At 71.8% G+C, this 25,718-nt stretch carries 22 protein-coding genes; 10 read left to right on the top strand and 12 right to left on the bottom strand.

Annotated features, from left to right (window positions below; all coding sequences use genetic code 11):
- The first annotated feature begins 3 nt into the window (after positions 1–3).
- Complete coding sequence (locus AC6JA9_RS04180; protein WP_497959121.1) at positions 4–1,365, top strand: M24 family metallopeptidase; 1,362 nt, start codon at positions 4–6, stop codon at positions 1,363–1,365.
- A gap of 76 nt (positions 1,366–1,441) precedes the next feature.
- Positions 1,442–1,810: a response regulator gene (locus AC6JA9_RS04175; protein ID WP_141326776.1), complete on the top strand. Its 369-nt coding sequence runs from the start codon at positions 1,442–1,444 to the stop codon at positions 1,808–1,810.
- Between the two features lie 600 nt (positions 1,811–2,410).
- On the opposite strand, the gene AC6JA9_RS04170 is transcribed toward AC6JA9_RS04175, so the two are convergent.
- The 5 genes from AC6JA9_RS04170 to ung all read right to left on the bottom strand — a co-directional run bounded on the left by AC6JA9_RS04170 (position 2,411) and on the right by ung (position 6,712).
- Positions 2,411–3,595, bottom strand: a complete 1,185-nt coding sequence (locus tag AC6JA9_RS04170) for a tetratricopeptide repeat protein (RefSeq protein WP_497959120.1) — start codon at positions 3,593–3,595, stop codon at positions 2,411–2,413.
- Entirely contained in the window at positions 3,595–4,539 is a 945-nt protein-coding gene (locus AC6JA9_RS04165) for a hypothetical protein (protein WP_223749283.1), read from the bottom strand. The genes AC6JA9_RS04170 and AC6JA9_RS04165 overlap by 1 nt, the downstream gene beginning before the upstream one ends.
- Positions 4,540–4,629: 90 nt before the next feature.
- Positions 4,630–5,124, bottom strand: a complete 495-nt coding sequence (locus AC6JA9_RS04160) for a DUF3592 domain-containing protein (RefSeq protein WP_223749282.1) — start codon at positions 5,122–5,124, stop codon at positions 4,630–4,632.
- Between the two features lie 28 nt (positions 5,125–5,152).
- Positions 5,153–5,971 (bottom strand): acyl-CoA thioesterase, encoded by an 819-nt coding sequence (locus AC6JA9_RS04155; RefSeq protein WP_223749281.1) that lies wholly within the window; start codon positions 5,969–5,971, stop codon positions 5,153–5,155.
- 63 nt (positions 5,972–6,034) lie between these two features.
- Positions 6,035–6,712, bottom strand: a complete 678-nt coding sequence (ung, locus tag AC6JA9_RS04150; protein WP_223749280.1) for a uracil-DNA glycosylase — start codon at positions 6,710–6,712, stop codon at positions 6,035–6,037.
- A gap of 171 nt (positions 6,713–6,883) precedes the next feature.
- Here ung and AC6JA9_RS04145 point away from each other — a divergent pair, with 171 nt between their 5' ends.
- From AC6JA9_RS04145 to AC6JA9_RS04130, 4 genes are all read left to right on the top strand, one after another.
- On the top strand, positions 6,884–8,644 hold the full coding sequence (locus AC6JA9_RS04145; RefSeq protein WP_497959119.1) for a TadA family conjugal transfer-associated ATPase: 1,761 nt from the start codon (positions 6,884–6,886) through the stop codon (positions 8,642–8,644).
- A gap of 147 nt (positions 8,645–8,791) precedes the next feature.
- Positions 8,792–9,736: a hypothetical protein gene (locus AC6JA9_RS04140; RefSeq protein ID WP_223749278.1), complete on the top strand. Its 945-nt coding sequence runs from the start codon at positions 8,792–8,794 to the stop codon at positions 9,734–9,736.
- A gap of 14 nt (positions 9,737–9,750) precedes the next feature.
- Positions 9,751–11,427, top strand: coding sequence for a hypothetical protein (locus AC6JA9_RS04135; protein WP_255653416.1), 1,677 nt, complete (start codon positions 9,751–9,753; stop codon positions 11,425–11,427).
- 141 nt (positions 11,428–11,568) lie between these two features.
- Positions 11,569–13,608, top strand: a complete 2,040-nt coding sequence (locus AC6JA9_RS04130) for a serine/threonine-protein kinase (RefSeq protein ID WP_497959118.1) — start codon at positions 11,569–11,571, stop codon at positions 13,606–13,608.
- Positions 13,609–13,644: 36 nt separating this feature from the next.
- Here AC6JA9_RS04130 and AC6JA9_RS04125 read toward each other — a convergent pair whose 3' ends face one another.
- Entirely contained in the window at positions 13,645–14,385 is a 741-nt protein-coding gene (locus AC6JA9_RS04125) for a transglycosylase domain-containing protein (RefSeq protein WP_223749276.1), read from the bottom strand.
- An 88-nt stretch (positions 14,386–14,473) separates the two neighbouring features.
- Between AC6JA9_RS04125 and AC6JA9_RS04120 the strand changes: the two genes are divergently transcribed.
- Positions 14,474–15,166, top strand: a complete 693-nt coding sequence (locus tag AC6JA9_RS04120; RefSeq protein WP_223749275.1) for a ferredoxin reductase domain-containing protein — start codon at positions 14,474–14,476, stop codon at positions 15,164–15,166.
- Here AC6JA9_RS04120 and AC6JA9_RS04115 read toward each other — a convergent pair.
- From AC6JA9_RS04115 to AC6JA9_RS04100, 4 genes are all read right to left on the bottom strand, one after another.
- The gene (locus AC6JA9_RS04115) at positions 15,160–16,785 is read right to left on the bottom strand and encodes a WD40 repeat domain-containing protein (RefSeq protein WP_497959117.1); all 1,626 of its coding nucleotides are present in this window, start codon (positions 16,783–16,785) and stop codon (positions 15,160–15,162) included. The genes AC6JA9_RS04120 and AC6JA9_RS04115 overlap by 7 nt on opposite strands.
- Positions 16,782–18,950 carry a penicillin-binding protein activator gene (locus AC6JA9_RS04110; protein WP_223749273.1) on the bottom strand — a complete coding sequence of 723 codons (2,169 nt, stop codon included), beginning with the start codon at positions 18,948–18,950 and terminating at the stop codon, positions 16,782–16,784. The genes AC6JA9_RS04115 and AC6JA9_RS04110 overlap by 4 nt, the downstream gene beginning before the upstream one ends.
- 249 nt (positions 18,951–19,199) lie before the next feature.
- Positions 19,200–20,330, bottom strand: coding sequence for a molecular chaperone DnaJ (gene dnaJ / locus AC6JA9_RS04105; protein WP_223749272.1), 1,131 nt, complete (start codon positions 20,328–20,330; stop codon positions 19,200–19,202).
- A 174-nt stretch (positions 20,331–20,504) separates the two neighbouring features.
- Entirely contained in the window at positions 20,505–20,945 is a 441-nt protein-coding gene (locus tag AC6JA9_RS04100; protein WP_046710872.1) for a hypothetical protein, read from the bottom strand.
- A 158-nt stretch (positions 20,946–21,103) separates the two neighbouring features.
- On the opposite strand from AC6JA9_RS04100, the gene AC6JA9_RS04095 reads away from it, so the two are divergent.
- Positions 21,104–22,867 (top strand): ABC transporter ATP-binding protein, encoded by a 1,764-nt coding sequence (locus tag AC6JA9_RS04095; RefSeq protein WP_473566803.1) that lies wholly within the window; start codon positions 21,104–21,106, stop codon positions 22,865–22,867.
- A gap of 87 nt (positions 22,868–22,954) precedes the next feature.
- On the opposite strand, the gene AC6JA9_RS04090 is transcribed toward AC6JA9_RS04095, so the two are convergent.
- Positions 22,955–23,455 carry a macro domain-containing protein gene (locus AC6JA9_RS04090; RefSeq protein WP_497959116.1) on the bottom strand — a complete coding sequence of 167 codons (501 nt, stop codon included), beginning with the start codon at positions 23,453–23,455 and terminating at the stop codon, positions 22,955–22,957.
- 130 nt (positions 23,456–23,585) lie between these two features.
- On the opposite strand from AC6JA9_RS04090, the gene AC6JA9_RS04085 reads away from it, so the two are divergent.
- Complete coding sequence (locus tag AC6JA9_RS04085; RefSeq protein ID WP_497959115.1) at positions 23,586–23,963, top strand: hypothetical protein; 378 nt, start codon at positions 23,586–23,588, stop codon at positions 23,961–23,963.
- A 92-nt stretch (positions 23,964–24,055) separates the two neighbouring features.
- Positions 24,056–25,051, top strand: coding sequence for a hypothetical protein (locus AC6JA9_RS04080; protein WP_497959114.1), 996 nt, complete (start codon positions 24,056–24,058; stop codon positions 25,049–25,051).
- On the opposite strand, the gene AC6JA9_RS04075 is transcribed toward AC6JA9_RS04080, so the two are convergent.
- Positions 24,943–25,602, bottom strand: coding sequence for a hypothetical protein (locus tag AC6JA9_RS04075; RefSeq protein WP_248543139.1), 660 nt, complete (start codon positions 25,600–25,602; stop codon positions 24,943–24,945). The genes AC6JA9_RS04080 and AC6JA9_RS04075 overlap by 109 nt on opposite strands.
- Positions 25,603–25,718: the final 116 nt, after the last annotated feature.

The following is a 25,718-nucleotide window of genomic DNA, read 5'->3' as shown; positions in this document are numbered from 1 at the left end:
AGCATGAAGCGCGTCCGGTCCGCTCTCGTCACCGCCCTGCTCCTCGCCGCCCCCCTGGCGAGCGCGGCGGGCAAGGACTCCATCGTCTCCGGCGACCCGTGGCCGCGCATCCGCAAGGAGCGCATCCAGAAGCTGCTGCCGCAGGCCATGGCGCGCGCCAACGTGGACGCCTGGGTGGTGCTCTGCCGGGAGAACGACAACGACCCGCTGGCGATCCACGTCGGCGGGGAGAACGCGGGCGGCACCGCGGCGTTCCTGTTCCTGCGGCAGGGGGACACGGTGCGCTCGCTCGCGCTGTCGCCGGTGAGCGAGGCCACGGCGCTGCGCGAGGTGGCGCCGCTGGACGAGGTCATCTCGGTGGAGCGCGGGCAGGACCTGTACGCGCAGATTGCCGCGCGGCTGGCGGCGGCGAAGCCCGCGCGCATCGCCATCAACGCGTCCACGTCCGTCACGGTGGCGGACGGGCTGTCGTCCTCGCAGCGCGCGGCGCTGGAGAAGGCGCTGTCGCCCGCGCTGCGCAAGAAGCTGGTGTCGTCCGAGGACGTCGTCTCCGAGTGGCTGTCCGTGAAGCTGCCCGAGGAGGTGGACATCTTGCGCAAGGCCGCGGCGCTCACGGCGCAGCTGCAAGTCGAGGCGTACGCCACGGTGGTGCCGGGCAAGACGCGGGACTCGGACGTGGCGAAGTTCCTCAAGAAGCGCATGGCGGAGCTGGGCGTGGGGGACGCGTGGGCGCCGGACCAGAACCCGGCGGTCAACAGCGGGCCCTTGCGTGGCCACTCGCACGCCACGGAGAAGGTGATTCAGCCCGGGGACTTCATCCAGACGGACTTCGGCATCCGCGTGGGCCACTTGTGGGTGACGGACATCCAGCGCTTCGCCTACGTGCTCGCGCCGGGGCAGAAAGAGGTGCCGAAGGACGCGCTGGAGAAGTGGGAGAAGGGCCGGCAGGGCAACCGCGTGGCGCTGGCGGCGCTCAAGCCGGGCGCCAGCGGCTGGGACGTGGACAAGGCGCAGCGCGTGTGGATGAAGGAGGCGGGCTCGGAGCCGATGAACATGTTCGGCACCGGCCACCCGGTGGGCTACTGGGCGCATGACGTGGGGCCCGCGCTCTCCGGCGGGGCGAAGGACAAGCCCAAGCAGGGCCAGTCCACGCGCATCATCCGGACGGGGCAGGTGTTCGCCTTCGACGGGTTCTTCGCGTGGAAGGAGGGCCCGGACGCGATGCGGGTCCTCTCCGTGGAGGAGATGGCCGTCGTCACCGAGACGGGCGCCGAGTACCTGATTCCGCCGCAGGAGGACCTGGTGCTCATCCCGTCGCCGGGCACCCCGGGTCAGCCGAGCCCCGTGGCTCCCGCACCGCGCTGACGGAATGCGTTGCTCGCCCTACTCTCCTGGCTGGCCCGGCTCGTAGGATGAGACAGGCTTGCCGGGAGAGCGCGCGATGCAGACCGTGCTGGTGATTGACGATGACCTGTTCGTGCTCTCGCTGGTGACGGACATCCTGCAGAGCGCCGGCTTCCAGGTGCGCACGGTGCAGTCACCCGAGAGCGCGTTCCAGGAGGAGCTGGGGAACATCTCCGCCATCCTGTGCGACTACAACATGCCGTCGATGAACGGCGCGGACGTGCTCATCGCCATGCGCGAGCTGAAGGAGTGCAACGCGCCCTTCATCTTCCTCACCGGCCACGAGCAGCTCGATGACCTCATCCCCGTCGCCATCCGCTACGGCGCGGAGCTGCTGCCCAAGCCCATCCATCCCGTGGAGCTGATTCGACTGCTCATGAAGCAGCTCGCCAACGTGGCGGCGTGAACGCCGAGCCCCGTGCGGTGAAACCAGCCACCCGCGACGGGCTCGATACATGTTTCACAGGCGGAGGCGGTGCCACGCCACGCGGCGGGTCGATGGCCACGCGCACGAGCGGAGCGCCAGATGCATCAGTGTGCTCGGATGTCGGCCACGCGCGACGCAGGCCAGGGACATCAACACACACATCCGTGCGGCGGGTCGATGGCCACGTGCGCGAGCGGAGCGCCGGATGCATCGATGCGCTCGGATGGCGGCCACGCGCGACGCTGGCCGGAGACATCGACACACACATCCGCGCGGCGGGTCGATGGCCACGCGCGCGAGCGGAGCGCCGGATGCATCGATGCGCTCGGATGGCGGCCACGCGCGACGCAGGCCAGAGACATCGACACACACATCCGCGCGGCGGGTCGATGGCCACGCGCGCGAGCGGAGCGCCAGATGCATCAATGCGCTCGGACGGCGGCCACGCGCGGCGCAGGCCAGAGACATCGACACACCCGTGCGGCGGCCTGGCCCGGCTGTCGCGCCGTGGCGGGAACCACACCGCGTGCCGCGACGCCACCGGACGGGCGCCCGTGAGCGCCCGTCCGTCACCTCAGCTCAGGAGGCCAGCGCCTTGATGAGCCGCTCGGCCTGCTCGCGCCACTCGGGGTCCAGGCGCTCCAGCTTCAAGAGCGACTGAGCCAGCCGCGTCGCCCGCTGCTTGTCGCCCAGGCGCGCGCTCACGAGCGCCAGGTTGAGCTGCGGCTCGGGCCGCTCCGGCGCGCGGCGGTGCGCCTCCTCCAGCGCCTCGAGCGCCTGCTGGCCCGCGCCCGGGAGCTCATCCTCCGGGATGCGCATCAGCAGGTTGCCCAGGTTGTTGGCGGGGGCCCAGTCGTCCGGGTCCAGCTTCATGGCCTCGCGCCACGCCGTCAGCGCGGCGGGGATGTCCACCGGCTCGATGGCCTCCAGCGCCATGCCCTCGACCATGCGGCTCTGCGAGGTGGCCTGTCCGCGCGACGCCAGCTTCCTGCACAGCTCCAGCGCGTCGGTCAGCCGCCCCTGCGCCAGCCGCAGCCGCGCCAGGTTCGCCTGCGCCGCGGGAGCGTCCGGCTCCACGCGCGCCAGCGTCTCCGCCGTGGCCACCGCGCCGCTCAGGTTGCCGCGCGCCAGCTGCACGTTGCACAGCGCGTTGAGCAGGTACGGGTCGCCGTCGAGCGCCTTGATGCCCGTGGTCAGCAGCTCCTCGGCCGCGCCCAGCTCACCGCCCGCCTGGAGCGCCACCGCGAGCACCAGGTAGCTGGGCCCGTGCCTCGGGTTGAGGCGCAGCGACTCCTGGAGGTGGTGGAAGCCGTCCTTCAGGTTCTCCTGGGCGAAGAGCACGCGCCCCAGGTGGAAGTGATGGATGGCCGTGCTCGGCGACAGCTTCACCGCCTGCTCGAGCGCGGTGCGGGCACCCGCGTTGTCGCCCTGCTCCGCCAGGAGGTAGCCCTGGCCGAACCAGGCCTCGGCCTTCTGGGGGCGCGCCTTCGCCACCTTCCGGTAGAGCGCCAGGGCGCCCGCCGCGTCACCTCGCCGGGTGAGCAGCGCGGCCCGGACCAGCTGCACGTCCGGCTCCTCCGCGCTCACGCCCGCGAGCCATGACTCGGCCTGGGCCTCGTTGCCATCGAATGCCGCGAGCCGGGCGAGCGCGACCCGGGCCGCCAGGTCCGAGGCATCGCGCTTGAGCGCGGCCTCGGCCTCCCGACGTGCCTGGTCCAGCTCCCCGGCTGCGAGAAGTGCGTCGTACCTGGCGGTCTCCGCCATCAGCCAAACAGCCCCTTGAAGAAGTTCCCGACGGACTTCACCACATCCTTGACCACTTCGACCGGCTTCTCGACGACGCTCTTCACCGCGTCGGCGATCTTCCCGAAGTTGATGTCCACGTCGAAGCCGAGCTTGAAGCCCACGCCCAGGGCCGCGCCGAAGTCCACGCGGGCCTTGAAGCGGCCGTTGTCCCAGCTGGCCTCGGCACGGGCGGAGACACCCACACCGGCCCAGGCCTCCGCACGGCCCGTGACGCCGCCGTAGTCGCCCAGCTTCACCGTGCCCGTGGCACCGGCGCGGGCGCCGATGAACGCGTCACCACCGACGCGGGCCGCGTACTTGCCGTTGATGGGGTCCACCGTCACTTCACCGTGGAGACCCGCCTTCGCGCCCACCCACGCCTTGCCCTGCAGCTCCGCCTGGATGGGGCCGACACCCGCGCGCAGCGTGCCCTCGGCGTCCACCAGCGTGGCCTTCGCGTCCAGGTCGCCGCGGGCGAACAGCTTGCCGCCCTCGATGCCCACCTCGCCGGAGCCCTTGAGCTCGGCCTCGAGCAGGCTCACCTTGCCGTAGCCCTGGGCCACGCTGTTGGCGTCGCCGAAGCCGCCCTCGAACTTCTTGACCGCCGCGCCCTTGGTGAACTGGCCGTCGATGCCGACCTTCGGGATGGCGCCCAGCAGGCTCGCCATGGCGCCCGTCACGCGGCCCGTGGACTCGTGCTGGGACTCGTGGCTGTAGCTGGTGTTCCAGTTCTGCGTGGTGCTCTTCTCACGCTCGAAGTGGCTCTGGAGCCGGCCGTTCTCGAAGGTGGTCTGGACACCCGTGTTGGTGTCCTTGACGACCTTGTCCGTGGTCGTGTTCTTCACCACCGCGGCGTTCTGCGGCGTCTGGGTGGTGCGAACCGGGTTCTGCTGACCGCGACGGATGGAGGAGCGATCGCTCATGGCGGACCTCGGCCGGGGACTGGCCGGGAAAGAATGTGAAGGGATTGTCGCGGGGGACGTGGATCAGTTGCGTCCAGGACGGAGATTTTCCTACAGGCGCGCCGCGAACCAGCGCGCCACCAGCGGGATGCAGGCGCCGAGCGCCACCAGCCCCAGCCCCACGCCCAGCCGCACGAAGCTGGGCGCGTGCGCGCCGGGCTCCAGCACCGCGTCGGTGGGGTCCGCCGGGTTGTAGGCGACCCGGACGGCCTGTCCCGGGGGATAGCGCCGGAGGACGGACTGGGCGTGCTCCGGGTTGGTGTACGCGGCGGGGTCCACGCGCAGGGTGGAGGTGCCGACCAGGACGCGGCCCACGGTGTACTCGTACTGGATGACGGCCTCGTAGTGGATGCGGGGCTCGGCCGGGCCGGCGACGGGGAGGCGGCGCTCGAACTCCTCGGCGGAGCGGATGGTGCCGGGCGCGGTGGGCCAGCTCAGGGTGCGCCGGGCGCGCTGGACGTCCTTGAGACCGGCGACCACGAAGAGGACACCCACCGCGGCGAGCAGCGCGGCGATGGCGGTGACGACGACCCAGAGCACTTGCACGCCGCCGACACTACCAGATGGCGGGACTTCAGCCGCCCATCACCACGAAGAGCTGGCGGCACTGGGCCAGCAGCACGCCGTCCTCGGTCCACAGCTGCTGGTAGTCGTCCGCGTAGCCCTCGCCCGCCTGACGCGAGCGCCCGGTGCGCAGGAAGTGGGCGTCCGGCTTCAGCCCGGGCCTGGGCAGCGGGTGGAAGAAGTGCACGGTGAAGTCCACCGTGGCCGCCGGGCGGAAGCCCTCCACGCGGGAGAGGGCCGCCGGGGGATAGGCGTCCATCAACCCCACCAACAGGGGCGCGTCCAGCACCGTGGGCTGACGGGGGCGGAGCCAGCCGCCCGTCTCGGCCACGTCCGAGCCCGAGTACGGCGCCGAGCCCAGGCAGAAGCGGAACTCGAAGTGGCGGCAGAAGTCCGGCATGGGCACGTCGTCGGGCGTCGCCGGCACGTCCAGCGGGGGCGGCACCTTGGGGGGCGTCAGGTCCAGGTACTCCAGGGCCCCGCCGCGCGAGGCGCCGAACGTCGCGCTGCCCACGGCCACCACGCCCGCGTCGTTCTCCACGCGCACCGTGGCGTGGGTGACGAGCTTCCCGGCGCGCTCGATGCGCGTCAGCACCCGCGCCTCGCCCTCCACCGCGGGAGAGCAGAAGTGCATGGTGAAGGAGCGCACCGGCCGGGCCGCGTCCGCCAGCGTGTGCTCCAGCGCGCGCAGCGCCGTGCCCGCCACCACGCCGCCATAGGCCCCCCTCCCCTGGTACCAGTCCGCGTGGAAGCGGGTGCGGTAGACGTTGGGTTCCAGCAGCTCGGGCGTGGAGGCGGCGACGAAGGCGGCGGTCATGTCGCGACGCACCGTATCAAGCCTCGTCCCGGAGGCACGGCCTTCGTGCCCGGACGCGCGGTGCGGCCCGCCGCTTCACCGGGACAGGCGCCAGTCGACCGGGGGCCGGCCCTTGGACTCCAGGGCCTGGTTCACCTTGCTGAAGGGCTTGCTGCCGAAGAAGCCGCTGCTGGCCGACAGGGGCGAGGGGTGGGTGCCCTCGATGACGACGTGGCGCTTCGCATCGATGAGCTTCTTCTTCTTCTGGGCGTACTTGCCCCAGAGGAGGAAGACGACGGCGTCCTGCTTGGCGCTCACCGCGCGGATGACGGCGTCGGTGAAGTCCTCCCAGCCGTGGCCCGCGTGGCTGTTGGGCTGGGCCTGGCGCACGGTGAGCACGGCGTTGAGCAGGAGCACGCCCTGCTCGGCCCAGGGGATGAGCGAGCCCGTCTTGGGACGGGGCTCCTGCACGTCCGCCTCCAGCTCCTTGAAGATGTTGACCAGCGAGGGCGGCGAGGGCACGCCGGGCTTCACGGAGAACGCCAGCCCGTGTGCCTGCCCGGGCCCGTGGTACGGGTCCTGGCCCAACAGCAGCACGCGCACGTCCGCGTAGGGCGTCAGCCGGAAGGCGGAGAAGAGGTCCTCCTCCGAGGGGAAGACGGTGGCCGCCTCGCGCTCCTGGGCGACGAAGCGCTCCAGTTCCTGGAACGAGGGTGAATCGAGCGCGGACTTCAGCTCCCGCTTCCAGTCCTCCGGCAACCCGTCCTTCAACATGGCGTGACTCCCCGTCCGACCTGCGAGGTCGGGCATTGAAGCACCGCCCGCGCGGGGGGCCCATCGCTTTCGTCCCGGCGTCCAGGGGGTGACAGCCGCACTGGAAGCGACCGGGCGGGCGGGACGGGTTCTTGGGGAGAAGGCCCCGGGCGCGCTAGCCTGCGAGGCGCCATGACGATGTACACCGAGTCACTCCGCGCCTTCCTCAAGCCCGTCCTGCCCTATCTGGACGACGAGTCGGTGTCGGAGATCATGATCAACGGCCCCACCGACGTGTGGATCGAGAAGAAGGGCCGACTGACGAAGACGGACGCGGCCTTCACCGAGGAAGGCCTCATCGGCGCCGCGCGCAACATGGCCCAGTTCGTCGGCCGCATGCTCACCGAGGAGCGCCCGCGCCTGGACGCGCGCCTTCCGGACGGCAGCCGCATCCATGTGGTGATTCCGCCGATTGCCCGCCGCGGCACCACCATCTCCATCCGCAAGTTCTTCAAGGAGAAGCTGACCGTCCAGTCGCTCCTGAAGTTCGGCTCGCTGACGCCGCAGATGGCGCGGCTCATCGAGGCGGGCATCGCCACCAAGCTCAACATGCTGGTGGCCGGCGGCACGGGCTCCGGCAAGACGACGCTGCTCAACATCGTCTCGTCGCTCATCCCCGACGAGGAGCGCATCCTCACCATCGAGGACTCGGCCGAGCTCCAGCTCAACCAGACACACGTGGTCGCCTTCGAGAGCCGTCCGCCCGACAAGTTCGGCAAGGGCGGCGTGGACATGGGAGACCTGCTGCACTCGGCGCTGCGTCTGCGTCCGGACCGAATCGTCGTCGGCGAGGTGCGCGGCGGCGAGGCGTTCCACCTGATGCAGGCGATGAACACGGGCCACGGCGGCTCGCTGGCCACCACGCACGCCAACACGCCCACGGACACGCTGCGCCGCATCGAGTCGCTGTGCCTCATGTCCGGCGTGGAGCTGCCCATGGTGGCCGTGCGCGCCCAGGTGGCCAGCGCCATCAACTTCGTCATCTGCTGCGAGCGTCTGCACGACGGCAGCCGCAAGACGATTGCCCTGTCGGAGGTGCTGCCGCTCAACGAGAAGGGCGACTACCGCACGCAGGACATCTTCGTCTTCACGCCGGTGGCCAAGGACGAGGACGACCACATCCTCGGCTACCACGCGCCCACGGGCATCATCCCCAACTTCGTCGCCAAGGCGAAGGCGTACGGCTTCAGCGATTTGGAGGACTCGTTCTTCGACCCGGCCACCTATGGCCTGCCGCCTCCGCCCACGTTCCACGCCGGTGAGTCCTACACCGTGCGGTGGGCGCCCTCGCTGAAGCACCGCGAGGAGGGACAGCCGGACCCCGCGCACTACAAGCAGGAGTGGTCCGCGTTCGAGGAGAAGCTCAAGCAGAGCGCGCGCGAGGCCAAGGCCGCCAAGGCCGGTGGAGCGCCCGCGCCCGCCGCCGCGCCCGTGCAGGTGCAGGTGCCCGCGAACCTGCCCACCTCGAAGCCCGCCACGACGGCCGCGCCTCCCAGGGTGGCCAGCGCCACGCCGCCCGCGGGACAGGCCGCCGCCCGGCCTCCCGCCGCGCGCCCGCCGCCTCCTCCCGAGAGCGACGACGACAAGACGCCGCCGCCCACCCGCAGCCCCTTCGCCAGCGGCATGGACCACGCCGCCGAGGCCAAGGTGGAGGTGGACGAGGAGCTGCTCACCGACACGGGCCGGCCTCCCCCGCCGCGTCGCCCGGGCACGCCGCCGCCCAGGCCTCCGCCTCCCGGGGCCCGCCCCGCGCTCGCCGCGCGCAGGCCCCCGCCGGCCATGCCCGCCCACGTGGACGACGAGGACGAGGACACGGGCGCGACGGCCGAGCCCCAGGGCGGCGCCGAGAAGACGCAGATCCGCCCCGCTCCGTCGGAGCGGCCTCGGCGCTGAGGCCACGGGTCACGACTCCGCCGCCCTACCCGGGTGGTGGAGTCTCCCGTCACCGCACGCACCGCCCGCGAGCGTGATGCCACCCGAGGTGGGTCGCCCCTGATTCCCCTTCTTGCGAGGAGGTCGTGTCGGGGGGAAAGTGCTCACGTGTTGATCTCCCTCGTCGCCGTCTTCACCGTGGTCGCCGCCCAGGCGCCCGCGCTCCCCGCCCCGCAGGGGCCCCTGAGCGTGTTGGTCGCGCCCCCGGACGCGACGGGAACTCCCACTCACGTCGTGGATTTCGCGCGCGAGCACATCACGGAGCAGCTCGAGTCGCGAGGCGTGCGCGTCATCCGGATGGACAACGTCACCCGCAGGCTGCCCGCCACGAAGCGGCGCGCGCTCCTGCGCTGCAAGCGCACCGAGGCGCCCTGCATCCAATGGCTGGGCACCACCAGCCAGGCGGAGGTCGTGCTCGTCACGGAGCTGGTGCGAAAGCCCCAGGGGTACCGCGCGGGAATGAAGCTCCACGCGGCGAAGGACGGCGCGCTCATCGCCGAGCACTTCGTCTCCGACGTGCTCGAGGACGGCCTGCTGGACGCGCTCACGCAGACGCTGGACGTGGTGCTGCCCGCGACGCTGCGCGCGCTGCGGCCACCGCCTCCCCCGCCGCGCATCGACGACGTTCCCCCGCCCACGCGAGTGACCCGGCCTGGCACCTCCGACCCCGGCTCCCAGCCGACGCCCGTGCCGCCAGAGCCCGCCCTCGCGCAGACCTCCTCCTCCGCGCGGCGCTGGGCCTGGCTGCCCGCGGCGGGCGGCGTGGTGCTCGCGGGCGTGGGGACGGTGTTCTACCTGAAGGCGAAGGACCGCTACGACACGCTGGAGACCGGCGGCGCGGACATCCCCTTGCGTGACTCGGACGCGCTGGTGTCCCAGGGCAAGAGCGCGCAGACGGTGAGCCGCGTGGCCTTCGGGGTGGGCGCGGCGGGGCTCGTCGCCGGCGCGGTGATGTTCCTGTGGCCGGAGGACGACCCTCCCGCGAAGGTCGTCCCCTCCGCCGCCGTGACGTCGGGTGGCGCCATGGTGGGCCTGTCCGGGACGTGGCCATGACCTCGAGAGGACCCATGCGGAAGACCTGGACGCTCGGCGCCCTGGGCGCGGCGCTCGGCGCGGTGCTCGCCGCCGGCGGTTGCTACGACTTCGACGCCGCGCGGAAGCGCTGCCTCGACGAAGGCCGGTGCGAGCAGGTGCCCGACGCCGGGCGCTGCATCCCCAACACCGCCATCGACGACACCCCGGACGACACCTTCGAGGACTCCGACTGCGACGGCGTGGACGGCCGCGCCAGCGAGGGCCTGTTCGTCGACCCCGTGACGGGCGACGACGTCAACGGCACCGGCACGCGCGACGCGCCGCTGCGCACGCTCGGCCACGCGCTGTCGCTCGTGCGCCAGTGGGACGGCGGCGCGCCCACGCGGGTGTACCTGGCGGGCGGGGAGTACCAGGAGGGTGAGCTGACGCTGGACGTGCCCGTGTCGCTCCACGGCGGCTACGCGGGACGCGATGGCGGCTGGCGCCGCGCCGGCACCCAGGTGGCCCGGTTGGAGGCCGGCCCCACCGCGCTCACCGTTCGCGGACTGTCGGACGCCGGCATCGTGCTGGAGTACCTGCGCGTGCGCTCCGCGGATGGACAGGCGCCGGGACAGCCCTCCATCGCCTTGCGCGTCATCGGCTCGGACGTGCGGCTGCGCCACACCGTGCTCACGGCGGGACACGGCGCCGCGGGACAGGATGGCGCGAACGGTGACGCCGGAGCACCGGGCCCCGACGGCGGCGAGGGCACCAAGACCCTCCAAGAAAGCCCGACCGTGCCGGGTGAGGGTGGCGCGGGCGGCATCAACCTGGCGTGCCCCGGCGAGGAGGGCTCGCGCTCAGGCGGAGACGGCGCCCCCGGAGTCCACAAGACCGTGGGCAACGACGGAGCCCCCGGGCAGCCCCAGGCGGGAGGTCCTCCGACGGGAGGGACGGGCGGCGCGGGTGGCGCCCTGGACACGAAGGACTGCCGGGCCTCCCCCTCCTCCTGCAGCTGTACCGCTGGCGACGGCTTCGCGGGAGACGCGGGCGTCGCGGGCATCCCCGGGGACGCGGGCGCGTTCGGCGCGGGAATGGGGACCTTGTCGGAGGTCGACGGGACGTGGACGGTGGGCGCGGGCCAGAACGGCGGCGCGGGTGAGCCGGGGACGTCCGGTACGGGTGGTGGCGGCGGCGGCAGCGGTGGCAGCTGCCTCATCCAGTCGAGCCCCCAGATCACCGAGCCCGCCAGCCCCGGAGGCAGCGGCGGCGGCGCGGGCGGCTGCGGCGGCCAGGGCGGCGCGGGTGGCGGTGGCGGCGGTGCGTCCATCGGCCTGCTGGTGTTCGACTCGAACGTGGCGTTGGAGACGGCCACGTCCATCGAGACGCTCGGCGGCGGCGCGGGTGGCCGGGGAGGCACGGGTGGACGCGGGGGGGCCGGCGGGGAGGGAGGCCTGACCGTGGGGCGCACCAACCTCGAGGACATGACCTACAAGAGTGGCGCCGGCGGCCCTGGCGGAAAGGGCGGCAACGGAGGCGCGGGCGGGCCTGGCGGCGGTGGTGGCGGCGGCCCCTCGGTGGGCATCTGGTGCACACGCTCGCAGGTGACGCAGGACGACGCGGGGACGACCATCACCCAGGGTCCGGGCGGCGATGGTGGACCGAGCACGGGCCTTGCGGGCGAACCCGGCGCGTCGGTGCCGACGTTGGGCTGCCCGACCTCACCGTGAGGGACATCCGTCGGCTGACCGACGCTGGAGGGGCGTCGGGGACACTTGGGGTGTGCGTCGCCTGAACGCTCGCCCTGCACCCAGGTCCGAAGCCCATCGCGCCCCCCTCCCGGTCTTGCTACGCTGGCCTTTCTTCCCGAGATGGCTTCCGAGCTGAACTGCGAAACCTGTGGTCTCCCCGTCCCCGCCGACACCGGTGTGTGCCCGCGGGATGGCACCGTGGCACTCGCTGCGTTCCACGTCCCACCGCCGGCACCGGCATCGCCGGAGGCCGACGAGCCGAAGGTCATCGTGCAGAGCACCCTGGAGGCCTCGGCGGAGTCCCTGCGGGACCCGCTCATCGGCCTGAAGCTTGGTGAGTACGAGCTGCGCGCTCGGGTGGGCGTGGGCGGAATGGGGCTGGTGTACGAGGGCATCCAGCCGCTCATCGGCAAGCGCGTGGCGGTGAAGGTGCTGCGCCCGGAGCTGGCGCACTCCACCGAGCAGGTGGAGCGGCTGCTCGCCGAGGCGCGCGCGGTGAACGCCATCCGCCACCGCGGCATCATCGACATCTTCGGCTTCGGCCAGGTCCCTGACGGCCGGCAGTACATCGTCATGGAGTACCTGGAGGGCCAGCCGCTGGACGCGGTGCTCTCGGAGCGGACGCGGCTGCCCGTGCTGGAGGCGCTGCCCATCCTGGACGAGGTGCTGGCGGCGCTGGCCGCGGCGCACGGCGCGGGCGTGGTGCACCGGGATTTGAAGCCGAGCAACATCTTCATGGTCCACCAGCCGGACGGCTCGCGGTACGTGAAGGTGCTGGACTTCGGCCTCGCCAAGCGGGGCCAGGGCCCCACCGGCCGCACCGCGCAGACGCGCACGGACATGGTGGTGGGCACGCCGGAGTACATGGCCCCGGAGCAGGCGCGAGGCCAGGAGGTGGGTCCGATGACCGACCTCTACGCGCTGGGCGTCGTCACCTTCGAGATGGTGACGGGGCGGCTGCCCTTCATCGGCAGCTCGCCGGTGGACCTGCTGATGAAGCACGTGGAGGCGCGTCCGCCCCGGCCGTCGGAGTTCGTGCCCGACCTGCCGCCCGCGCTGGATGCGTTCATCCTGCAGATGCTGACCAAGGACCCGGAGGCGCGCCCCAACTCGGCGGACGCGCTCCGGCAGCAGCTCCACAAGCTGCGCCGCTCCCTGCGCTCCACCACGCACTCCAACGCGAGCGCGCTCGCCCCCACCCAGCCGAAGCCGTCCGTCCCGGACGACGCCGCCTCGCGCAGGCCCACCGCGCCCGTGCCCGCGCCGACGGAGCTGGGCGCGGAGCGGAGCCTGCGGCCGACGGCCGTGCTGGATGCGCCCGCGCGCAAGCACCTGCCCGTGGCGGTGGGGACGGCCGCGCTGCTGCTCGTCGGCGCCGCGGCGTTGATACTGCGCGAGCCGGCCCGCGCCGTGCCGCTCACGCCGCAGCGCGAGGTGGACGCTCGCGCCGACCGGCTCGCCGCGGAGGTTCGGGACGAAGCCCACGCCGCGGCGGCGGAGAACGAAGCTCCCGCCGAGCGTCTCGCAGCGGAGGCTCGGGACGAAGCCCACGCCGAGGCGGCGGGGAACGAGGCTGGGTCTGCGCAGCTCGCCGGGGCGGCTCGGAACGAGGCTGGCACCGCGCAGCTCGCCGCGCTTCCCCGGGATGAAACCCGCGCCGGGCAGCAGGTCCCTGGGGTGGGTGGCGCCGTCGGAACCTCGGCCGTCGGTGATGGCCAGAATCCCGCGGGCTCCACCGCACAGCAGGCTCCCACCGTCGCGAGCGCGCCCGTCGCAGCCCCGTCCGAGTCCGAAGCAGGGTCCGAGGGCTCGGCAACCGCCACGAGGAAATCACTGGCCCTCGCGAAGTCCACGCGAGAGACGAGTTCCACCACCGACGAGCCGGAGACACTGGCCCGTGCCGGACGGCCCTCGAGCGCGAGCAAGCCCACCCCCCCCCCCTTGGACCCGCAGTCGCGCGCCAAGGTGCTCAAGCGCATCGAATCGTTGGAGGAAGCCCTGCCCGAGCTCCTGGCTCAGAAGCGGGTGACGAGCCCGGGCGCCATGTTGAATCGGCTGGACAACCTCCGCATCGCCGCCAAGGACGCCGGCGACGCCGAGTCCCTCCGCAATGTCCAGCAGGGCATCGACCTGCTGGAGAGGATGTTCATCAAGAAGTGAGGCCCGGGCGGACCGACGCGCGCCCGAGCGTCCCGCTCACTCCATGCAGCCCAGCTTCTGGGACGTCGCGTTGCGCGCGCGGTCCTCGCTCACCAGCTTCCACCCGGCCAGGTCCCCCAGCAGCGTGTCGCGGTCCTGCCGCAGCACCGTGGGGTTCTTGCACTGGCGGATGTCCCAGTAGCGGTAGAACGGCGGCAGCGCGAGCTGGAGCTCGGCGAACTCCGCCAGCTGCAGCTCGTTGAGCTCCTTCTTGAAGAGCCGGAAGGCCGCGTCCTCCACGCCGACGATGCCTCGCTCGAAGTAGAGGATGGCCAGGTCGTACGCGATGAGCTGGTCCTTCTGCATGAAGGTGTGCAGCCGGTGCGCGGCGACCGTCAGCTCCAGCTTGCCGGAGATGCCCAGCGACTGGGCGATGCGCATGGCCAGCAGCCGCTCACAGGCGCCCTCACCCGGCGGGGACGAGCCCATCGTGGCGCCCACGAACAGGCGCCAGGCCCAGGCCGCGCCGTCCTCGCGCGGCGTCTGGAAGTAGCGCGGGCAGTCCATGTGGCGGATGTAGAGCGCCACCAGGTCCTTGGGCAGCCGGGAGAAGTCAGGCCGGTTGAAGGTGATGGGGCGCGGGTTGCGCTCGAACTGGCCCGCGCGCAGGCTCATCCGCTCGCCCTCGATGCTGTGCTTGAGCAGCTTCTCGACGTCGAACTCGCTCTCGAGCTGGGGCAGCTTGCTGGCCGTATAGAGATACGTCAGCGGAATGAGCACGCCGGCCAGGCCGAGCATGAACAGGATTATCCACAAGAGACTCTTCACCGCCCCAGGCTACCAGGGGCAGCACGCGCCCGACACACGGGTTAGAACCGCACTCACCATGCCCGACTGGCATCCGGCCACCGTCACCGCCCGCACCCCCGCAGCCGATGGGCTCACCGACCTCGTGCTCGACATCCAGGGCACACCCCTGGTGGGAACCCACGCGCACCCCGGCCAGTACGTCCGGATGTGCCTGCCCGGGCTGCAGCCGGGGATGTTCGCCATCGCCTCCCCGCCCGAGGCCCAGGGGCTTCGCTGGGAGTTCCTGCTCAAGGACGGCAGCCCGCTGCCCGACGCGCTCATCCGTCTGCCGCTCGGCGCGCCGGTGCAGGTGTCCGCGCCCGAGGGCAAGGGCTTCCCCGTGGAGCGGGCCCGCGGGCACGACGTGCTGCTGTTCGCCACCGGCTCCGGCATCTCCGCCATCCGGCCCGTCATCGCCACCGTGCGAAGGGACCGCTCGCACTTCGGCCGCGTGAAGCTCTACTTCGGCGCGCGCACGCCCGGGGCCTTCGCGTACCAGGGCGAGCTGCACACGTGGGAGGAAGGCGGCGTCCAGGTGGTGCGCACCGTCAGCCAGCCCGGCGCCAGCGGCTGGCAGGGGCTCACCGGCTACGTGCAGACGCACCTGGGCGAGGAGGCCGTCGCGGATGCCCGCGCCTTCGTCTGCGGACAGCCCGGCATGTCCCAGGGCGTCATCGAGGCACTGCGTGAGCGCGGCGTGCCCCGCGAGCACATCTTCTTCAACTATTGAGCGACGGGCGCCCCGGGAGGAACCACGGTGGCGCCGTCGACGTAGCCCACGTCGAGCAGCACCGCGGACGGGTCGCTCTCCCCGGAGCTGCTGGCCACCTGCGGCGTCCACGCGGCCACGCCCACCATGCGCCCATCCGGGCTGAAGCGCACGCGGCGCACGGACCAATCGAAGCCGTACGAGCCCCGCGCGGCCTCCTGTCCCTCGGTGAAGAGGTGCACCTGCTTGTCCCAGCCCCCGGACACGAGCGAGCGCCCATCCGGAGAAATCGCCGCCGTGGACACCACGCCCCGGTGCACCGGCCACTTGTGCAGCACCTTCCCCGTCGCCGCGTCCACCACCGCGCCCGCGTTGAAGTCGCCCCGAGGCTCCTCGACGCCCTTGCGCTCGCGCTCGTACACGGCGCGGTCCCTCTCCGGCTTCTGCTCCGACAACCCCACGCCCAGCCGGGCGCCCCGCGCGTCCACCGTGACGTCGCTGACGTACGCGGGGAACGTGAAGTCCGAGCGCCGCGCGAGCACCAGCGTGTCCACCACCGCCGCGCCCGCCTCGGCACCGCCCTTCAGCGCGAGGCGCGCCTCCAGCGTCTGCTCGTCGAAGGCCACGTCCACCTGGTCGGAGAACGGCGCGCCCAGCACGCCCTGGAAGCCCTGCGGCACACACGCGTCGCACACCGCCACGTCCACGTCGCGCACCTCCAGCGACTTGAAGCGCAGCGACTGTCCCCGCGCCACCCGCGCCTGCGTCGTGCCCAGCGCGCCCGGCACGTCCACCGTGTCCTTCAGCTGCGACAGGTCGATGCCCGCCTGCGTCGCGGCCTCGCGGGTGATGACCACCTGGGGCACGCGCGCATCCAGCGTGAAGCCCACCGGCGTCTTGCCGTTGAGCGCGCCCACCACGATGGCCGAGCCCCCGCGCCGCTCGAAGCGCACGCGCGCCTCCCGCGGCGACAGCGACTGGACCTCGGTGGTCCACGCGCGCACGTGCTTGTCCCAGCCGCCCGAGTACAGCGTCCCATCCGGAGAGAAGGCCACGCCGCTCACCGGCCCCTCGTGCCCGCGCTCCTCGGACACATAGGCCAGGTCCGGCACCGCCAGAACCGTGAGCAGGCCCTTCACGCCGCCCGCCACCAGCCACTGGCCCTCGGGGTGGAAGGCCACGACGGACAGCGGCTCCTCAGTGGCGCGCACGCCCCTGGGCTCGCCCGTGGCCGCGTCGAACAGGCGCACCGCGCCGTCACGACCCGCGGTGGCGACCAGGCTGCCGTCCGGCGAGAAGGCCACGCCCTCCACGTCGAACTCGTACGGGTTGATGGCCGGGTCGCCCAGCTTCCGGGGCGGCGTCTCCAGCGCCCACAGCGTCAGGAAGTAGGAGCGCGAGCCCAGCCGCGTGTACGCCACGCGCCGCTGCCGGGGCGAGAAGTCCAGGCCCCAGATGAAGTCCGTCCGGTTGAGGACCGCGCCCTTGCCCAGCCCCGCCGTCGCGCCCGTGACATAGGCGCCCGGCGTCTCGTCCAGCCGGGACACCACGTCCGGAGGCAGCGTCGCGACACCATGCGCGCACCCACCACCGCCCGCCGCCAGCAGCGCCGCCGCCAGCAGCCCCACCCCACCCCTCATGAACCCGAGCCTCCCGTCGCGGAGGCCGCCTTCTCGCGCTCCTTGTCCACGTTGATTTCGGTGACGCCCTTGTTGTCGATGGACAGGAGGAAGAGCTGCTTGACGGCCTCGCGCTTGTCGTTGAACGAGGTGCGGCCCGTGGCGCCGTCGAAGTCCTTCAGGTTGGCGAGCGACTCACGCATCTGCGCGCGCGTGCGCGGAGCGCCCTCCTTCTTCTCCACCAGCTGGCGGAGCATGCGGCCGGAGTCGTAGCCGATGGCCTCCAGCAGGCCCGGGTCCTTGCCCGTCTCCTGCTTGTACGACTCGCGGTACTTGCGCACGAAGTTGCGCGTGGCCGGCCGCTGCGAGTCCACGAAGAAGCCGTCCACGTACACCGAGCAGGTGACGAACTTGCCGCCGCGCTCGATGAGCTCCGGCAGGCCCGAGCGCCCCTTGGGGCTGCTCCACTGGTTGGCGCCGAAGAGCGTCACCGTCTTCAGCTCCTTCTTGCCCGTCGTCTTGCGGATGCGCTCCAAATCGCGCGGGTCGCACGCGTTGGTGACGATGTCCTCCACCGCCAGCGCCGGGGCCACCAGGCTCACCCGCCGCCAGTCGTCCGGCATGAAGATGGCCTCGAAGTCGATGATGGGCTCGACGTTGCTCTTCACCTTCTCCAGCGCCTTGCGGCGGCGGAACGCGTCCAGGTTCTCGCCCTGCAAATCCCTCACGCCCTCCACGTAGTCGCCGCGGTCCTCCAGGTAGTAGCGGCCCACCAGCTTCTTGGCCTCCTGGGTGAACGTCGTCTGGTCGTGCGAGTAGCGCTCCGCGCCCCGCACCACGCCGCCCTGGTCCACCACCTGGTCCCAGAACTCGTTCGCCAGCTCCACGCCGTAGGGGATGTTCGGGTACAGCAGGGCGAACTTCTTGTAGCCCTTCACGTTGATGGCGTAGTCCGCGACGGCGTTGGCCTGCGCGGCGTTCGTCAGCATGTTGCGGAAGACGTACGCGCCCAGGTCCGTGACGCCATCCTGCCGCGTCATGGTCAGCAGCGGCACCTGGAGCTCCTCGGCCACCAGCGCCGCGCGCTTGGAGTCCTCCGCGAGCACCGGCCCCAAGACAGCGATGGCGCCGTCGTCGAACGCGAGCTGCTCCATCGCCTGGCCCGTCTTGTTCACGTCGCCCTGCGTGTCCTTCACCACCAGCTCGATGTCGCTGCCCTCCAGGCCCAGCTGGATGCCGCGCAGCACCGCCTCGCCGATGGGCTGGTAGCGGCCCGTCATGGGCAGCAGCACGCCCACCGTGCGGGGCTTGGCCTCCACGCGCCGCGTGGCGCGCGCGAGCAGCTCCCGGGCCTGGGGCGCGAACGGACTGCCAGGCGCCTCCGCGAGGAAGCGGTTGAGCGTCTCCTCCAGCCGGTTCCACTCGCGCAGGTGGTAGTAGACGCGCGCCAGCTTGAAGGTGAGCACGGGCCAGGCCGGGTTGGACGGCGACAGCCCGTCCGCCACGCGCGCGATGTCCACGAAGTCCGCGCGGCCCTCCACCAGCGCCTCCACCCGGGCCACCGCGGCGTCACGCTCCGCCTGCGTCTTCGCCTGCCCCGCCTCCTCCACCGCCATCGTCAGCGACTGGCCGTACAGGCCCGCGCCCTCGGCGGCGCGCGCCGCGTCACGCAGCAGCTGCTCCTTCTCGGCGCCCTCGGCGCGCTCGGCCAGGCTGGACAGCGTCTGGTACGCGTCCCGGTACGCGCCCACCTCCATGGCGGACAGCGCCAGCTTGCGCTTGGCGTCCTCGGCCTGGGTGTAGAGCGGGTTCTCGAAGAGCAGCTCGTTGAAGGACTTGCGCGCGTTGACGTAGTCCTTCGACTCGAAGAACAGGACACCCGCCTGATAGAGCGCGTCCTGGCCCGCCGTCGTCGCCGGGTACGCCTTGCGCACGGACAGGTAGGCCTCCGCGGCCCGCTTCTTGTCCGGCGTGGCCTGGGCCGTCTGCCGCGCCTGGGCGAGCGCCGCGTCCGCGGACGCGTCCTTGCGCACCTCGATGGCGGGCTTCTTCGGGAACGGGTCCCCCGTGGGCACGTCCTCGCCCGTGGTGCCACCGGACGGGATGCGGGAGGAACGAGGACAGGCCGTCAGCAGCAGGGCCAGCGCGACGATGAGCGAGCGGCGCAAGGTAGGCAGGACTTCCATGGCAGTGGGGTGCATAGCAGCGGCGACGCGCCTCCGTCGACAACGGAGCGGGGAGAAGATTCCTCGCGGAACCCCTCCCCTGCTGCACCCTTCATGCCCATGCGGCCGCTTGCCCCAGGCCGCGTTGACTTCCTCACGTTGGCGCGGCACCCGGACCACGCCCGCGCGGCCCGGGGGCCACGCTCCATGGATTCCCGGGCCTCCACGTGGGGCGGCCGGCCGGACACGGCAGGTCCGGCCTCACACGCCTCAGCCGAACAGCTCCTTCACCTTGGCGAAGAAGCTCTTCGACTGGGGATGGGACTCCTCGCCCGACAGCTCCGCGAGCTTCTCGAGCAGGTCGCGCTGCTTGGAGGACAGCTCCGTGGGCGTCTCCACCACCACGCGCACGTGCTGGTCTCCGCGCTGCTGGCTGTGCAGATGGGGGATGCCCTTGCCCTTGAGCCTGAAGACTTTTCCGGACTGGGTGCCGGCGGGGATGGTCATCTTCACCTTCCCGTCGAGCGTGGGGACGTCGATCTTCGCGCCCAGCGCCGCGTGCGTGAAGGAGATGGGCACCTCGCAGAAGACCTCGTACTCCTCGCGCTGGAAGAGCGGGTGCTCCTTGACGATGACGGTGACGTAGAGGTCGCCGGCGGGGCCGCCCCGGTCGCCGGGCTCGCCCATGCCGGTCAGCCGCACGCGGGTGCCGTTGTCCACGCCCGCGGGGATGGCCACCTCGATGACCTCTTCGGACGGCGTCTTGCCCGAGCCCTTGCAGCGCGCGCACGGGTCCGGCACCACCGCGCCCGTGCCGCCGCAGTCACCGCACGGCCGCGACACCGCGAAGAAGCCCTGGGTGTAGCGCAGCTCGCCGTTGCCGCCGCAGGTGCCGCAGGGCCGCGGACCCGCGCCGCTCTTGCTGCCCGAGCCGCTGCACGTCTCGCACTTCTTCGGCCGGGGAATCGTCACCTTGGGCCGGCTGCCGAACGCGGCCTCCTCGAAGGTGATCTCCAGGTTGTAGCGCAGGTCCGCGCCACGCGAGCTGGTGCGGCGTCCGCCACCCCGGCCGCCGCCGAAGATGTCGCCGAAGATCTCGCCGAAGATGTCGTTGATGTTGACGCCCTGGAACCCGCCACCCGCGCCGCCGAAGCCCTCGAAGGGGTTGCCCGAGTGCCCGAAGCGGTCGTACTTCGCCCGCCGGTCGGGGTCGCTCAGCACCTCATAGGCTTCCGAGGCCTCCTTGAACTTCTCCTCGGCCTCGTTGTTCCCCGGGTTGCGATCCGGGTGGTACTGGAGCGCCACCTTGCGAAACGCGCTCTTGAGCTCCTGCGCGGAGACGGTCTTGGCCACACCCAAGACCTCGTAGTAGTCGCGTTTCTGTCCCGCCGCCGCTGGCATTCGCTTCAACCCCTGGAATTTGCTGGACTTTTTGACTCAGCGAAAAACTCTGAGTCACTATAACGCAGCCGAACGCGCCAGCAATCCAGGGGGCGGAAACGAGGGCCGCCCGGGGGCCGTGGGGCCCGCCGGGCGGTCGAAGAGGGCGTCGAGCCTCGGTTGGGGCGGGTGGGCCTAGACGGTCCACACGCGGTTGGCGGTCAGCTCCATGCGGGCGAGGCGACGCTTGAGCGTCGGGTCCACGGCGCCGGTGGAGGCCCACTTGGGCACCACGAAGTGCAGCTCCGCGTTGTAGAGCTTGGCGGCGCTGGCGAGCAGGCTCCAGCGGTTCTCCGCGGTCGGCTCCTCGACCATGCTCGGGGTGACGATCTCCAGGATGATGGGTGTGCGCGCCGAGTCGGACTGGCGGCAGGTGAAGTCGGGACGCGCATCCTCGATGGTGCCCGACAGGATGGGAGGCGGCATGAAGCCGGGGAGACGGGCCTTGATGTCCGTGTATCCGATGGTGCGGAAGTACTCGGCCATGAGCCACAGGAGCCGGCGGCGCTCCTCGTCTTCAACCACCGGCTCGCAGCCCGGATTGAAAAGGACCTCTTTTTCGTTATTGGTGTCCATGGCTCCCCTGAAGCTGTCCGCAGGGATGGAGGGGGGCAATGGAATGGGCCTGCCTGCCAATGATGCTTGGTGGCAGGGCAGGCGACGAGGCACGACGCTCCGGTCGCCCCTGGACGTGGACCTCCCGACGACTCGGTGACAGAGTCCGCCGCCGAACAGTGGCTCCTCGTCCTTCCGCACACGTCTACCGCCGACTCCTCGGCTATCTGCGTCCCTACCGCCCGTTGCTCGCGGCGGGCGTGGGCGCGTCCCTGGTGGCCGCGATGGCCACGTCCGCGTACGCGTGGGTCGTCGGCCCCCTGTTGCGCGCGGTGCTGACGAGTCAGCCCGTCACGGTGGCGGGCGTGTCGCTGCCGGGTGATGCGTTGTTGCGACGGCTGCCGCTGGTGGTCATCGCGCTCGCGCTGGTGAAGGCCGCGGCCCAGTTCCTCCAGGGCGGGCTGATGCAGCGGCTGGGCCAGCGGGTGATGGCGGATTTGAGAGGCTTCCTCTACGGGCGCCTGCTCGGACAGCCGCCCGCGTTCTTCGAGCGGCGTCACTCGGGAGAGCTGCTCGCGCGCTTCACGTCGGACGTACCGTTGGTGGAGTTCTCCATCACGCAGGCGCTGTCATCGTACGTGAAGGACGGGCTGCAGGCGTTGGCCCTGTTGACGACGTGCTTCCTCATCGACGCGAAGCTTTTCCTCTTCACGTTCATCGTGGTGCCGGTGACCGTGCTGCCCATCAATCGCTTCGCCCGCTCGCTGAAGAAGGTCGCCGCCCGCTCGCTGCAGAGCCTGGGCGTGCAGACGTCGCTGATGGCCGAGCAGCTCCAGAACCTGCCGGTGGTGCAGGCCTACGGCGGGCAGGCGCGCGCGCTCGAGGCCTTCGACGTGGAGGCGGACAAGTACCTGGGCGAGATGCGCCGCTCGCTGTTCCTGCGCGGCGCGGTGAGCCCCACGGTGGAGCTGCTGGGCATCGCGGGCGTGGCCATGGCGGTGGCGTGGGGCGCGCGCGCGGTGTCGGCGGACCCGGAGCTGGCCGGGCGGCTGCTGTCGTTCCTGGCCGCGGCGCTGCTGTTGTACCAGCCGGTGAAGTCGCTGAGCGGCACGCTGTCGCAGGTGCTCACGGGCCTGGCCGCGGCGGAGCGGCTGTTCGCCATCGCGGACGAGCCCTCGCCTCCGGACACGGGGGACGACGCCCGGCCGCTGTCGAGGGCGCTGGTGCTCAAGGACGTGAAGGCCACGTACCAGGATGGGCGCGAGGCGCTGCGCGGCGTGGACCTGGTGGTGCCCGCGGGCAAGCGCGTGGCGCTGGTGGGGCCATCGGGCGCGGGGAAGACGACGCTGTTCTCCGTGCTGCTGGGCTTCCTGCCGACGTCGGGCGGACAGGTGCTGTGGGATGACACGCCGCTGTCGTCGCTCAAGCCGTCGAGCGTGCGCGGACAGCTCGCGTGGGTGCCGCAGGAGCCGGTGCTGTTCTCGGGGACGGTGCGACACAACCTGCGGCTGGGACGGCCGGAGGCGACGGACGCGGAGCTGTGGGAGGCGCTGAAGCTGGCGCACGCGGAGGACTTCGTGCGCGCGCTGCCGGGGGGCCTGGACGAGTCCGTGGGCGAGCGCGGCGCGAGGCTTTCGGGTGGACAGCGGCAGCGGCTGGCGCTGGCCCGCGCGTTCCTGTGCAAGCCGTCGGTGTTGCTGCTGGACGAGCCGACGAGCGCGCTGGACGCGGCGAGCGAGGCCGCGGTGGGCGCGGGGCTGGAGACGCTGATGCGCGGGCGCACGGTGCTGGTGATTGCGCACCGGTTGTCCACCGTGCGCGACGCGGACGTCATCGCCGTGGTGGAAGAAGGCCGCATCGTCGAGGCGGGCACCCACGCGGAGCTGCTCGCGCTGCGCGGCCGGTACACGCGACTGCTGGGTGAGGGCGCGGTCGCAGCGTAAGGCCCGCTTCATCGCGGAGAACACTCACGCGGAAGCCGCACACGCGCCGCGAGGCCGCAAGCAAGGGCGCGCCATGGCGCGCGCGGGTCAGGGCTTGCGTGTCGGACCGCGCCGCCGGGATTGCTTCGCCGGCGCCTGGGGTCCACCGGGCTCGAACACCACGACGCGCACGTCGGGCAGGTCCGCGAAGGCGCGCTCCACCCTTGGCTTCACGTCCGCCCAGTCGAGCCCACCCAGGCCACAGCCGAGCACTGGCAGCGCCAACGAGCCAATCCCCTGCTCGCGCACGACGGCGACGAGGCTCGTCAGCCCATCGCGGATGTACTCGAGCCGCGACGGCTCTCGCCAATGTGCCTTGGTGGGGAAGTGGATGATGAAGCGCGGAGGGCTTGTGCGCCGCACCACGTGCACACGTCCGATGGAGAGCGCTCCCGTCTCACACGCATGCACATAGGGCGCGAAGGTCTCCGGGAAGGCCTGCTTGAACTGGAGCGCGAGCCCCTTGCCCATGACGCCCACGGTGTTCACCGCGTTGACGAGCGCGTCCACCTTCGCGTCCAACAGATTCCCCTCGCCCCGCTCCAGCATCCGCGACCTCCGTGGGTTCTCCTTCACGGAGATACCGGAAGGAGCGCTCCCGCCTCGCGGCAAGTGCCCGACACCCGCGCGCGCGGTGCTTGCCTCCGGGCACCTGCTCTGCCAGCGTCCCGAGCGCGTCATGCGTCACCGGAAGCCCCTGTCCCTCAACGCGTTGCTCCTGGTGCCCTCCCTGGCACTCGCCGCCCTCGCGTGCGTGGCGGTGTCCGCGCGCCAGGGGGTGCTCGCCGCCGCCACCACCAGCACCCTCGTCCTGGTCCCCGTCGTCTTCCGATTGTGGACCCGCACCTGGTACCGCGGGCTCGTCGTGCGGGGCCTGGGCATCTTCTTCATCGGCATGCACGTGCCGCTCCTGCTCGCCGGCGCCCTCGCCTACGGCCGCATCGGCTGCGCCGAGGGCGGGTGCCCGCAGCTCTACCTGCTGGGTGTGCTCGCCTCCCCCATCGCCGGCGCGCTCTCCACCGTCGTGTACTGGCTCATCGGTCGTCCCCCAGTCTGAATTCCAAGAATTACCTGGAGAGACTAGTCTATCCGGGAATGCTTGTTACTCTGCGGCCCCGTCTCGCCCCTGCACTCTGCGTCGCCTCGGCCGTGCCGGTCACTGTCGTCGTGTGGTGCTTCACGCTCGCACCGCTGATGAACGGCCCGGAGGCGTTGGCGGAGGTGGTGGACGCAGCGGGTCCTTTCGCCGCGATGGTGGCCCTGTCGTTGCTGGTGGAGCTTCCGCTGTTGTCGCTGGCCCTGGCGAGCACGGGGCTGGGTCGTCGGGTACCGCTGGCGGTGATGCTGGGCATGGCCACGCTGCCGTGGATGGTGGGGCTGCTCGGCACCGAGGTGCTGGTGGGCCGCGCGATGTCCAGCCTGACTCGGCTGTCCACGCAGGACACCGCGCTGGATGTCGCCCTGAGCACCGGCCAGGCCATGGCCCCCCGACTGTTGGGCGCGTGGACGAGCACCGCGCTGTTGCTGGGACTCTCGCTGGGGCTGGCGCTGGCGCGCTTCGGCCCTGCGTGCGCGGACGAGGCCGGGGGCGCGCGGCGTGCCCGGGGGCTGCTGCTGGCCAGCGGGGTGACGGCGGCGCTGGCGTCCGTGGCGGCGGTGGGCGCGCTGGAGGCGCGTCACTTCCTGGAGATGCTCACCGGCCTGGGAGAGGTGCCCCATGCCGGGCGCGAGGAGTGGGTGTCCTTCGGCATGGAGTCCGCCGTGCGGCTGCGCGAGCTGCGGTGGATGTGCACGTCGGTACTGGTCGTGCTGGGCATCATGCTGCTGGCGCGCGGCCTCAGCCGCCAGGACCCCTCCCACCGCAGGCCGCGCTGGGTCCCCAGGCTGGTGCCCGCGGCCGCGGTGACGGCGCTGCTGGTGATGGACCTGCACCCGGTGCGCTCGGTGGCGCGCACCACCCACGTCACCCTTCCTGGCGACACGGTGCCCACCACGCTGGACATGCTGCGACTGCTCGGCCTGGAGATCGCCCCCGCTCAGAGCAGCCAGATGAGCAACAGGAGGCCCACCACCACGCCCACGCCGAACACGGCGAGCATCACCATGCCCTCGGAGCCGCGCGACACCGGCGGGGCCACCTCGTGAGGATGCGGCGCGCCGAACACGTACTGGACCTGCTCTGCCTGCGACGACGGCTCGGGTGTGACGGGCGGGGACACGGGCGCGGACTCCAGTGAGGGCAACGTGGGCTCGGACGGGCGCTGGGACTCGCGGACGATGACGCCCGCGCCGGCCATCTCCAGGCCCTCGCGGGCGAGCGCCAGCACGCGCTGCATGTGGAGGATGTAGCGGTCCTGGCCGGTGTACGTGCCCATCGCCTGGGCGGCGCGCACGAGCCGGTGGGGGACCAGCTGAGGGTCCGCCTTCACCACGGGCACCGTGGGGCCGCCGTGGGCCTCCACGCGGCCGGTGCGCACGCCCTCGCCGCTGGCCCACATGTAGTGGTCCTCCAGCAGCGTCAGCTCCTGCCTGCGCACGCGCCCGTCGGAGTCCACCTGGGACATCAGCTCCGCGCCGTCGGTCCCCATGTGCCAGACGGTGCGCAGCCCGTTCTCTCCCGGCGGACCCTCCACCGCGTGGACGCGGGAGAGGGCCAGCACCGCGGTCTTCAACGTCTCCGGCGAGGACTCGGCCATTCGGGATGGGAGACTAGGTGCGCCGGCTCCGAAACGGAAGGCGGCCATGCCCCCGCCCGCCCGCCCCCAAAGGCTCCCGCGGCCGCGGCCGCCTGCCCACGTTGAAGGGGTGACGG

It is taken from the genome of Myxococcus sp. MH1, assembly GCF_059738865.1.
Note: the sequence above shows the minus strand (reverse complement) of the source record. Positions and strands in the feature narration are given on the sequence as shown.